Consider the following 10,916-nt stretch of genomic DNA (forward strand, 5'->3'; position numbering starts at 1 on the left):
CTCATACAGAGATACAACAGAACCTGAGGTATCAGGGACAGTATTTAGACAGAGAAACCGGACTGCACTACAATACTTTCAGGTACTATGATTCGGATACAGGCCGCCTTACCCAGCCGGATCCGATTGGATTGCTGGGTGGTATTAATCTGTATCAGTATGCGCCCAATGCGTTTATGTGGATTGATCCGTGGGGCTTACAAAACTGGAATTATAAAAATATGCCCAATTTTCCCGGTTTTCAAAAGCACCATATTCTTCCGCAGGCATTGAAAAATCATCCATTGATTGAAAAAGCTGGTGGCTATGAAATTCATGCATCCTTTAATATAATGTATCTGCCGATTTCGGAAGATTACCATTCTACCCGAACGATTCACAAGGGTTATCATCCTAATTATAATAATGAGTTTAGACAAGAAATGGATAAAATATTAGCAAGAGGAGAGAATAATAACTGGACTCAGGATCAATACAAAATAGAATTACGTAATCTAGTTAATATAAAAAGAGCTGGTTTGCGTAACGGATCTGAGATTTTAAACAACAGGTCAATCCGAAAGAATGGATTCATAGGATGTTGAGATGATATATAAACTAAGGTGTGGTGATGTTTATCCGGATAGCTACTGGTTTCATTTTAAAAGTGAGGAAATTTCAAGAGTTGATTTAATTGAATGCCAGGAAATTTATTTAAAAAAACCTTTGATTTTTACCTTGAATAAAAAAATAAGTAAAAAAAGATTACTGTCTTATGATTATTATTTAAGTGACGGTCCTGGCTTTATTTCACCGCGACTGGTCGCCTTGCTGGAAAATAATGAAGGATTCTTAAAAGAGGTGCAATTACTTGATGCAACAGTGATTATCAATGGTCAGAACCATTATGGGTTTAAAGTTTTTAATCCATTGCATTTTTTATCTTGTATAGATATAGATAAGTCTGAAAGCCAGTGTTTATTGGCTGGCACACCAAATGAAATAAGAATATTCAATAACATTGTTTTCAGGCAGGATATAACTGAAGATTTTTGGATGGCAAGGTGCTTAGAAGATGAAGTTTGTATAGTTATTTCAGATAAATTAAGACAGCTTTTTATTGATAATCATATCAAAGGTTTGAATTTAGAAGATTAATGATAATTTCCTGAAATTAAGGAATATTTTTCAATTACAGATAGCTATGCAAGCACTTGCATGCATCAAATTAACCTTACAGCCATAGCTTACCAACCAACTCGGCAACTACACTACTTTCCTATGAATCGGACTAAAATTTACTCAGGAAAACGGTGTGTGACTATATTTACATTTCCCCTGTGAAAACCACTGATATAAATAGCCCCAGATTTAATACAAAGAAATTTTAGATAAAACTACTTAAGCAGCAAAAAACTGACTTACGTAAGAGATTAGTGATTTTACACAAAAATTCAATCTGATCTAAAAAATCCAAAGAATGTTTAGATAGTATTTAAATTAAGTTGTGGTGATGTATTACTGTTTTATGATTATTATTTAAGTAACAATACAGATTTTATTTCACTAAAACTGGCTACTTTACTGGAAATTAATGGGGAATTTGCGAAGAATACACAATTGCTTGATGCAACCGTGATTATCAGATTGCAAATCAATCCGGTAATCGCACCTCTTTCCTGTGGAACGAACTGAAAATGATTTGGGAAAGCGGCGCAGAGATATCCGGGAATTGTTCAACATGTACAACCAAGTTTAAAAGGTCAGTTTAAAGGCAAAGTATCCCGTTGGTTCTGGCGAACGCTACAAATGGGATGGCGGAAAAGAATGTAGATAAAAAAGGAGGCAAATATGAAAACTGCAACAGGGTTCACTAATTTATTGAAAATTTCTAAAAATATTCCTTATTCTGAGGGATGGTATATTTTTGTTGATTTAGATTTTGATAATACGAAAAAATGTATTGAATCAGCCAATTATTATCTGACTGAAACGGAAGAAGAAGATGATGATATGGATGAACAGAAAGATAAATATCGATCTTGGTTAGAGTACGCAACATTTTGTGCAATTATCGACAATAAACTGGAGCACCACCCTAATGCCTCTGAAGACGATTTACTGGAGGCTGTGATTTATTATCTTGAAGAAGATGCTTTTATAGATTAATAATAAAACCGGCAATATACATGAATAAAAATATTTAATTAAAATAATTTTAATTTTTATTAGTATAAAATTGGATAGTGCTGTGTTCACATTTTTATTATAATTGCGATTTAATTTTTTATTCAAAACGTCTTTTTACAAAACACTTATTTTTTAATTTTAATAATATTTCACTATAATTTTATTATTAATTATTTATTTTATTTAAAATTTAATAATTTAAATAAAACAGTATTAACTGTTCTGATTGCAATAATATACTTTTAGGATTTCTAAACTAAATATTTAATTACTAGATCTATAAGATAATTTTTAATGCAACCGTAATAAATAACATTGTGGTATTAACCTACTCAATCAGCAATATTTAATTTTTTAGTCAATTCATCAACGCATTCCTTTGCTAATTTTTTGTATATTATGGCTATTTCTTTAGAATATTTTCCATCAACCATTTTTTTAAAACTTTCTAGAGAACCAAAAAAACCAACGGCCTGAATGGAAAACATTCCATTAACCCAACATGCAAAAATGACTTTTGAATTATCTTTACTATTTTCTCTGTAAATAATATTTTGTATTTTATCTATATCTAAATATATTCCATTACCAACAAATAAATTTTTGGATAAAAGCGTAATTTGCGTTGATTCAATATTTAAATACTTTCCGACAAATAAATTTTCAGGCAATATTTGAATTTGTGTTTTGGCTATACTTAGATTTTTCCCTATAGATAAATTATCAGGTAAAAATCTGATATCTGTACCACGTAAATTTAAAGAACCATTAATACAAATTTTTTTAGGTAGTTCTTGAATATTGGTATATCTTAAATCTAGATCACCACCAATTGATAAATTTTCTGGTAATGTTTGAATATTAGAATATCCTAAGTCTAAATCGCCACCAATTGTTAAATTTTCAGACAATGTATTAGTTTTACTATTGATTAAATCTAAATTTCCACCTACAAATAAATTTTTAGGTAAGGTATTAATATTTGTATTTGCTAAATTTAAATCTCCTCCTACAGATAAATTATCAGGCAATACTTCAACTGCTGAATAAGTTAAATCTAAATTATTAGCCACTGATAAATTATCAGGTAATACCTTGATCGCTGAATATGATAGATCTAGATTGCCATTAATTGATAATTTTTTTGGTAATGTTTGAATATAATAGGCACTAGCTAAACATAGATCTCCACCAACATATAAATTTTCTGGCAATTTCTTGATAAGTGAAGCTGTTAAATTTAAATTACCTTTTACTGATAAATTTTCAGGCAGCATTTTAATTTTAGTAGCTGTTAAATCTAAATTACCATATATATGGAAATTATCCGGTAATACTTGAATCTCAGACCATGCTAAGTTTAAACTACCAGTGACAGCAAAGGTTTTTGGTATTTTTTGAATTTTTGTTTCACTTAAATTTACATCACCATAAATAAACAGATTGTCAGGTAAAATACTAATATTTTTTTTCAAATTTAGATTATCATTAATGATAATTTTATTATTATCAAAATAATAATTTATCTTTTTTTTATCTAATAATTTCAAAAAATTTTTCATAGCATTATATATCTTATTATTAATAGCAGTAAAATATTTTGGGCTTAAAAACAATATTTACTTTGTTTCTATAAAATTTCTTTATCATATTCAAATAATAAGCTGAAGAGCTTAATGTTGCTCTTTAACTATAATTTAAAAATAATCACTACAGATGTGTTCTAAATCACGTAATAAATCTTTTGGATCAACAACCGGAGTATCACATAAGGTAGGAACAGGGAAAATACCTACCAGAATTTTTTCTTTTGATAAATCAGGCAATAATTCATTCATTAAATAATCTAGAGATAATGCTTTTGGTTTGTAATCTTTCCAATCATCAAAGGCACAATTCATAGCATATTCGCGCGCAGACCATAACATAATAACTTCATTATCACTACCATTTTGTCCACATAAAGCAAAACCATCATCATCCAATACCCAGGCCTGCTCAGAGTCGACAATTCTTTTTATACAATAGATATATCTGTCTTTGCTTCCCTTTTTAGACATAGCTTCTTTTTCTTTAGCTGATAATATCATGAATAATTATTCCTCAAATTTTTTGTTTATACTGGTTTCATTCTTGCGACCAGAATTATCATATTAACAAGTACGTAACCGAATAAACTATTAAAACGTAAATCTATATCATAAGGTTTACAACCAAAACCACTTTCATCTTCGAATTCAAATAAAGTTGCCTTTCCTTTCAATTCTATTTTTTGCGCTTGTATCATAAAGCAACCTTCTCCTTGCAGATCAATATTATAACCATACTCTAAATGATATTCCGTATTTTCTGAATGGAAAAAAGGTGTTAGCCATTAATTACCAGTACGAATATACTACTTATAAGAATGATAAATTTCTATTTTGTTATAAAATGATCAAATGAATGAATCTATGGGTTTGTTAGTATAAAATTCATACCAATAACCAGTCCATTCTGCCATATATGCTCCCAAAATTATTACTTTTTATCACAAAAAATTTGTCCACGTTTTACATCTATTCTGAGTTTATTATTCTCATCCCTAAGTTTAACATCTCCTTTTGTATAAAGTCTTAAAAAATCATTCTGTCGATCTATTAAAACAAGTTTAGATCGGTCAATCTCAAATAAAAAATAATGAGCACTCTTTACTTTAGTCAACCCACCCTTCCCTTTTTTATGATATTCAACTGCTCTGGAGGTACTGTAGTAATATAAACATCCGTGGGTTTACCTTGAATAGCACCTTGTGCTCTTTTGCTATGATTATTTGCTCGAATTACATTTGTTGTTTTTATTTTATTATATCCTGCTTTACTCGTATCAGACTGTGTAAACTAACTACTATCAGAAATATAATATATGTAAACCTTAACTAGTAATTAAATTATTATAAATAGGTTCTAAATTTATCTAATAAAAAGCCTGAATAATTAGCTTTTACAGCCTCACTGACAGGGAACAGCTCTTCCGGCATGCCGTACAGGTCGGTATGGGAGTATTAGATATGTTCTTCCTGATTTCCGGTTCGGTCTATCCGCGCCGGCGGTTCATAGCTATTGGTGTCGATATAGAGGTAAAGGTTTTGCTGTCGATTCGGACTGGTTTCCTCTATCATCCTTAAACCATCTCACACAAAGCAGAACTGTTATAGGGTTGTTGTCTTTGTCGAGCCTGTGTTTTTCAAGATGCCACTCTAATGCATCAAGACGTAGTCATAACGAAATGTGTTGTTTGGTTATTTTATAGAATTTTTACTAAGTTAATGGCTTAGAATTAGTTTAAAGGCTCATATAATCTTTTAGATCTTAATTTTTTACTTTAATAACGAAAAAATACTATAAAATTCTTATTTTTAATCAAGTTTTCTCTGTTTTTTATTACATCATCACGTAAATTATTAATAACAACCATGTTTGAGGCTAAAAATCTAGACCACTACAACACCACTTTTTATAATAAATTTTTAAAAACAAATGGTAAATTTCTGTTTCTCAGCTATTTTAGCCTCATGAGATAGATTTAACTAGTTTGATTTCTTTTATTTCTGATATATGACAGAAATATATTCAGGCTTTTTTCTGCTCAGATTATCTACTAAATCTTTTTCATTATCTCTCCACCAATATTCCTTATAAATTGCAGGTTTTTTAAATTCATAAATATTAACTAAACCTAATAAACCACATGGTGAATACGCCATAAAATCCCAACCATTTTTTTGGGCACAATACATATCTACTTCCTCATCATACCAAATTTGATATCCTTTTTTATCCAAAATATTAAAAACTGTATTTGAGACATTTGCATATTCTGATAACGATGGCATAAATTACTCCTATTTAATAATTTCAATTGCTTCGTAGGGTATTTCTCCTTGAAATAGCCCCTCATTAGCGCTTTTAACTTTTTTTCTATCGGTCAAAAATCCCTTTGTATTTACAACTTGTTGAACATTTTGTGAGGTATGTATTTTGCACCGTTTTTCGTAACTTTAGTTACATTTATTTTTGCTAAATCATTACCTAAACTAAATTTTTCAGTTCCAGATATATTTTCAGAAATTGATATATATATCCTGTGTTATCTTTTTAACATGATCTACTATTGTACCTCCTTGTTCTTTAGGTAAAATACTTAAACCCAAATTTACTTTTATTTTATCACTTTGACTCTCTATATATATTTTTTAAAAGCTTTTTTAGAATATTTACACCAGCTCCATGGATCAATCCAAGTCAATCTATTAGGCGCATACTGATAAAGCTTGAATCTGCCGGTCAATCCGAATAGTAAATGTGCTATTCTTGATTGCCGTCTCTGTCTATTCGTGCCAACGGTTCATAGCCGTATTGGTCGGTATACAGAAACAGGCTCTGCCGTTTATTTGCTGCGGGTAGATCCGTGGTATTACACCGATATTTATATCTTAATAATTATAATTTTTTGACTGAATACTTAATTTTTAATCTCCATCTGCTAGTATTACTTCATCTTGAGAAATTGCTTCTCTCAAATAAGCTAATAATTTTTTTATTTCATTGTCTTTATTATTTGATAAATAATTAATTAGGATTTTTTGATGGTCGGGATAAACTTTTGTTGTACCATAAGGATCAATATAAATTCCAGTTTTTTTTTCTAAATAGAAAAATGCATCATTTAACAATTCAATATTTTTGTCGCTTAAAAGTAACGATGGTTTACTTCCATCAGTATCAGATAAATATGAAAAATTTAACATTATATTAACTCTATTCATGGGTTGAATAAGATGTAATTATTCTGTCTTCTTTTTGGATCATAAATAACAATATCTCCTTTTCCACCCTTATACCTATTACACAATTATAACCCTTTCATAACGAATCCTTCCATTACGTTGTTGAATAACTCTATCTGGATTTTTCATAATTCTATTTTCTAGCTTACGATATTGATTAGTTTTTTATATTTATTTTTAGATTGGAAATATTTTTTTCTCTTAACTATATTTACTTTTACCAGCTTTGTTATATCGCCTTATATAGCAATTTCGTACATGTTTAGTACGTTTGTGTACAACTAGGACGCTGTCTCTCGTGATCAATCCATATCAGCGCATTTGGCGCATACTGATATAGATTAAATCCATAGACTAACCCAATCGGATCGTACTTGGTAAAACTGTCTGTATTCGAATCATAGCATCTGAAGTATTTTAGTGAGTCCGTTTTCTCTGTCTGAATACTGCCTCTGATACCTCAGGTTCTGTTGTATCTCTCTATGGGCAATCTCCTGTACCGGTTTACCCCACAGCTGGTATGAGCATTCCCAGACGATTTCACCGGCTTCATCCGTCAGCTTCTCTGACATACCTTTCAGGTTAGTATGGAAGTAGTAGATGTGTTGTTGTTCCTGATTACCGTTTCTGTCTATCCGTGCCAGCGGTCCATAGCTGCCTTCGCCGGTATACAGATACAGGCTCTGCCGTTTGTCTGCGCTGTTTTCCTGAATCATCTGCAGGTTATGCTTTTGTATTGGATGGGTCCAGTTTATTCTATTTTTTATACTATCCAATAGATAGTATGGTTTAATCACCAAAATAGTATTGTAAAGTCCAATTTTACCAAGCTTTCATTTCATCAATCGAACTCAGTTCGACGAAATTCACTTTATTATGAGTAGCATTTTTTTTTAATTCTAATAATATTTTTTTTTCAAACATTATTAATGTTAAACCTGCTTCAGGCATATAATGATGACAAAAAATTAACCCTATATTTGAATTTACTAATTTTTTAATAGTATAACTTTGAGTTTGATCCTTATTCACCAATGACATAATCAAAGGCTCGATGGGTAAAGATATTGGGATCAAAGATTTTTTAAATTTAATTTCATTTTTCTTTTTTTCAATATAATAATTTTTCAATTCAATCTTTAATGATTCTAATTTTGCAGAATTGCCATATAGATAGATGCCAAACTGTTGAATAATTTTAGTATCTTTTAAAGATACAAAATCCTTACTGTCCTTTTCTAAAAACATCAAATTGGGAAATGTATTACTTATTATTTTTTCGGCTTTCTCTGTATTAAATCCATAAGCTCCAAAACCATTCGAATCAATATTATATTGATAGCATATACAATATGCCATTGAATCAAGATCAGAACTAATTATTCTATTCCAATTAGGAACAGGGAATATAATTAATTTTTCATTATTTATCATATAAATGCTTTCCCCCATTTGTAGAGTTTACTGAATGTATGTGTGCAAACTAATCTTAATAGTATCCAGATCGTAGTATTTTAAAGTATTCTAGTGTGGAGTGGTTTCTCTGTTTAAATACCGTCCCTAATACCTCAGATTCTGTTGTATCTCTCTATGGGTAATCTCCTGTATCGGTTGCCCCACAGCTGGTATGAACATTCCCAGACGATTTCACCGGCTTCATCCGTCAGCTCCTCCGGCATGCCGTTCAGGTCGGTATGGAAGTAGTAGATGTGTTGTTCCTGATTACCGTTTCTGTCTATCCGCGCCAGCGGTTCATAGCTGCCTTCATCAGTATACAGATACAGGCTCTGCCGTTTGTCTGCGCTGCTTTCCTGAATCATCTGCAGCCCGTCCCACAGGAAGCGGGTACGGTTGTAGGGTTGGCCTTCGCGGTCTATCTGATGTTTTTCGATACGCCGGCCAAGGGCGTCGTAGACGTAGCCGTAACGCTGGCTGCGGCCTGTTTGCTCAATGCGTACTTCGCTCAGGCGGTGTTCAGCATCGTAGTGGTAGTGCTGGGTTGTGCCGATGGTCTGTTTGCTGGCAGTTCTGCCGTGCTCGTCGTAGCGGTAGTGGTGTCCTCTGAAATACAGGAGCTGGTTACAGCGAATCAGGTTGTGATTGCTGTAGTCTTCTCTGTATTTGCTGTCCAGCAGGTTGGCAGCGGCATCGTATTGCAGGGTTTCCCAGTATCTCTGATTACGGCAGCCTTCGATTCTGCCGGTGTGATCATAGCGGTAATCGGTCTGGCCGTGTTTGCTGTGTTTTTTGCTTACCAATCGGTCGAGGTTGTCGTACTGGTAGCTGCGTTCGATGAGGATATCAGGCAGGATGGGATTCTGATTGCGCTGTATCTGTTTGCGTTGCAGCCGGCTGTTGCGGTCGTATTTGAACTGGGTGTTCAGGCGTCCCTGGGTGCGTAATATTTCGCGGTGCAGGTTGTCACGTTCGATGTCGCTGATGATGTGGCAGTCGATGTTAATCTGGTGCAGGTGGCCGGAGCCGTAATACAGGTTATTGATGGTGCGCCCATCCGGCAGGGTGGTAGCGATGCGATTGCCCAGTGGGTCGTACTGATAGGTGGTGGTGTCGGGGGTATATTTGCCGATAACACGGCTATAGGCATTATAGCTAAAGTCAAGCCTACTAGAGACTAAACAACTGGTTTTATTGTCACAATTGGTTTATTATTTTTAACTATCTATTTTCTTTAATTGTTTTAAAAACACAATCAATATAATCCTGTCTATTTATAATAAGTAAAGGACAATCCTATTTTTCCCTACTAAATATTCTTTTAATATATTAATGACATAAATAGTCAGGACCTACATCAAAATATTTACCTTATTTAGGTAATTAAATATTATTTGATGTTAAAAATATTTAATTTATTAATTTTTATTATATGAGTATAATTTTATTTCTAGAATAAACTGAATGTTTAGATCTAATTACAATTTATAAAATTGGAGACTTTAACGTATTTGATATAATTGCTGGTGGTAAATCGGTATCCTGATAAATTATAGTACTTCCACTACAGAAACATATTTCCATTTGTTCTATATTATTTATATGATTTACTTTATACTCTGGTAGTAATTGGATGATGTTGGACTGTAATATATTATTGAAATTCATTGTCATTATTCCATGCATATCATGAATAGCTATATAATTAGAATCCTTTTTATCGTCAGATAAATTAATTATTTCGTAGTCATTATATTCCTTTTTATAAATACCTATTTCTATATCAAAGAATCCTATTTTAGCAGTATACAAAGTTGCTGATTTCATCGTTTCTATTTGACAACAATGAAAAAAAATGTCTCTCTTTAAAGACGGTAGACACTTTAAAAAACTGCCATTGTTAATAATATCAATAATATCTATATTTAACATTTCCATATTTAACACCCTATCTTTTTCATTTTGCCAAGTTTTCCTTTTACTATGTCATGTTTTTTCAATGCTTTTTGTAAATGGTTCCATTCAGCTCCCTTACGTGGCCACCTGACCTTGGCATTTTCCAAATAGTCGACAACTTTTGCTTTATTTCTAGGATTTGATAAATAATCATCTAATTTATTAGTAGCTTTTTTCCAAGCAATTGATTCTGCATTCGTATTGCTAAATACAGGTTTGTAAATTATTTCACCATTTTTTCCAGGTTTTATTGCAATCTCCATTTTGTCAATATGAGCATGGGCACCTTTAGTTGCCCAGTCATCAGCGAGAACATCAATTCCGTGTGATACATGTAATCCAAGTGGATCAATCCAAGTAAATCCATTAGGCGCATACTGATACAGATTAAATCCACCCAGCAACCCAATCGGATCCGGCTGAGTAAATCTACCTATATCCGGATCATAATACCTGAACGTATTGTAATGTAAGCCAGTTTCTCTGTCTAAATATTGTCCCTGATATC

15 protein-coding genes are annotated in these 10,916 nt (G+C 32.1%); 4 read left to right on the forward strand and 11 right to left on the reverse strand.

All coding sequences use genetic code 11. From position 1 onward, the window contains the following. The 3 genes from H3T84_RS11685 to H3T84_RS11695 form a co-directional block, all read left to right on the forward strand. Positions 1-584 (forward strand): RHS repeat-associated core domain-containing protein (locus H3T84_RS11685; protein WP_198219256.1); only part of this gene is annotated, 584 nt, incomplete at its 5' end. 1 nt (position 585) lies between these two features. After that, entirely contained in the window at positions 586-1,137 is a 552-nt protein-coding gene (locus H3T84_RS11690) for a hypothetical protein (RefSeq protein ID WP_198219258.1), read from the forward strand. 693 nt (positions 1,138-1,830) lie between these two features. Beyond that, positions 1,831-2,148: a hypothetical protein gene (locus H3T84_RS11695; protein ID WP_037474727.1), complete on the forward strand. Its 318-nt coding sequence runs from the start codon at positions 1,831-1,833 to the stop codon at positions 2,146-2,148. 353 nt (positions 2,149-2,501) lie between these two features. Here the strand turns inward: H3T84_RS11695 and H3T84_RS11700 are convergent, their stop codons facing one another. The 9 genes from H3T84_RS11700 to H3T84_RS11740 form a co-directional block, all read right to left on the reverse strand. Then, the gene (locus H3T84_RS11700) at positions 2,502-3,731 is read right to left on the reverse strand and encodes a hypothetical protein (RefSeq protein WP_198219260.1); all 1,230 of its coding nucleotides are present in this window, start codon (positions 3,729-3,731) and stop codon (positions 2,502-2,504) included. Between the two features lie 135 nt (positions 3,732-3,866). Further along, positions 3,867-4,259: a DUF2750 domain-containing protein gene (locus H3T84_RS11705; RefSeq protein WP_198219262.1), complete on the reverse strand. Its 393-nt coding sequence runs from the start codon at positions 4,257-4,259 to the stop codon at positions 3,867-3,869. Positions 4,260-4,285: 26 nt separating this feature from the next. Further along, positions 4,286-4,456 (reverse strand): hypothetical protein, encoded by a 171-nt coding sequence (locus H3T84_RS11710; RefSeq protein ID WP_174833574.1) that lies wholly within the window; start codon positions 4,454-4,456, stop codon positions 4,286-4,288. Positions 4,457-5,752: 1,296 nt separating this feature from the next. Continuing rightward, positions 5,753-6,043 (reverse strand): hypothetical protein, encoded by a 291-nt coding sequence (locus tag H3T84_RS11715; RefSeq protein WP_037474735.1) that lies wholly within the window; start codon positions 6,041-6,043, stop codon positions 5,753-5,755. A 636-nt stretch (positions 6,044-6,679) separates the two neighbouring features. Further along, positions 6,680-6,958 (reverse strand): hypothetical protein, encoded by a 279-nt coding sequence (locus tag H3T84_RS11720; RefSeq protein ID WP_198219264.1) that lies wholly within the window; start codon positions 6,956-6,958, stop codon positions 6,680-6,682. Positions 6,959-7,259: 301 nt separating this feature from the next. Next, a complete protein-coding gene (locus H3T84_RS12575) occupies positions 7,260-7,454 on the reverse strand; it encodes an RHS repeat-associated core domain-containing protein (RefSeq protein ID WP_198219276.1) in 195 nt (64 codons plus the stop codon). Beyond that, positions 7,396-7,713, reverse strand: a complete 318-nt coding sequence (locus H3T84_RS11730; RefSeq protein ID WP_198219266.1) for an RHS domain-containing protein — start codon at positions 7,711-7,713, stop codon at positions 7,396-7,398. Before H3T84_RS11730 ends, H3T84_RS12575 begins: the two co-directional genes overlap by 59 nt. A gap of 106 nt (positions 7,714-7,819) precedes the next feature. Next, positions 7,820-8,449: a hypothetical protein gene (locus tag H3T84_RS11735; RefSeq protein ID WP_198219268.1), complete on the reverse strand. Its 630-nt coding sequence runs from the start codon at positions 8,447-8,449 to the stop codon at positions 7,820-7,822. A gap of 116 nt (positions 8,450-8,565) precedes the next feature. Further along, entirely contained in the window at positions 8,566-8,817 is a 252-nt protein-coding gene (locus tag H3T84_RS11740) for an RHS domain-containing protein (protein ID WP_198219270.1), read from the reverse strand. A gap of 39 nt (positions 8,818-8,856) precedes the next feature. Between H3T84_RS11740 and H3T84_RS11745 the strand changes: the two genes are divergently transcribed. Next, complete coding sequence (locus H3T84_RS11745) at positions 8,857-9,399, forward strand: hypothetical protein (protein WP_198219272.1); 543 nt, start codon at positions 8,857-8,859, stop codon at positions 9,397-9,399. Between the two features lie 538 nt (positions 9,400-9,937). Here H3T84_RS11745 and H3T84_RS11755 read toward each other — a convergent pair. Then, positions 9,938-10,390: a hypothetical protein gene (locus tag H3T84_RS11755; RefSeq protein ID WP_025315300.1), complete on the reverse strand. Its 453-nt coding sequence runs from the start codon at positions 10,388-10,390 to the stop codon at positions 9,938-9,940. Between the two features lie 2 nt (positions 10,391-10,392). After that, positions 10,393-10,916, reverse strand: a 524-nt coding sequence (locus H3T84_RS11760; protein ID WP_198219274.1) for an RHS repeat-associated core domain-containing protein, incomplete at its 5' end; no start/stop codon positions are given.

The sequence above is a fragment of the Snodgrassella sp. M0110 genome (genome assembly GCF_016101465.1).
GTDB lineage: Bacteria > Pseudomonadota > Gammaproteobacteria > Burkholderiales > Neisseriaceae > Snodgrassella > Snodgrassella alvi.

Excerpts from the sequence above, each read along its gene's own strand:
- H3T84_RS11690 (WP_198219258.1), top strand. The coding sequence starts at position 586 with ATGATATATAAACTAAGGTGTGGTGATGTTTATCCGGATAGCTACTGG.
- H3T84_RS11695 (WP_037474727.1), top strand. The coding sequence starts at position 1,831 with ATGAAAACTGCAACAGGGTTCACTAATTTATTGAAAATTTCTAAAAAT.
- H3T84_RS11700 (WP_198219260.1), bottom strand. The coding sequence starts at position 3,731 with ATGAAAAATTTTTTGAAATTATTAGATAAAAAAAAGATAAATTATTAT.
- H3T84_RS11705 (WP_198219262.1), bottom strand. The coding sequence starts at position 4,259 with ATGATATTATCAGCTAAAGAAAAAGAAGCTATGTCTAAAAAGGGAAGC.
- H3T84_RS11710 (WP_174833574.1), bottom strand. The coding sequence starts at position 4,456 with ATGATACAAGCGCAAAAAATAGAATTGAAAGGAAAGGCAACTTTATTT.
- H3T84_RS11715 (WP_037474735.1), bottom strand. The coding sequence starts at position 6,043 with ATGCCATCGTTATCAGAATATGCAAATGTCTCAAATACAGTTTTTAAT.
- H3T84_RS11720 (WP_198219264.1), bottom strand. The coding sequence starts at position 6,958 with ATGTTAAATTTTTCATATTTATCTGATACTGATGGAAGTAAACCATCG.
- H3T84_RS11730 (WP_198219266.1), bottom strand. The coding sequence starts at position 7,713 with ATGATTCAGGAAAACAGCGCAGACAAACGGCAGAGCCTGTATCTGTAT.
- H3T84_RS11735 (WP_198219268.1), bottom strand. The coding sequence starts at position 8,449 with ATGGGGGAAAGCATTTATATGATAAATAATGAAAAATTAATTATATTC.
- H3T84_RS11740 (WP_198219270.1), bottom strand. The coding sequence starts at position 8,817 with ATGATTCAGGAAAGCAGCGCAGACAAACGGCAGAGCCTGTATCTGTAT.
- H3T84_RS11755 (WP_025315300.1), bottom strand. The coding sequence starts at position 10,390 with ATGGAAATGTTAAATATAGATATTATTGATATTATTAACAATGGCAGT.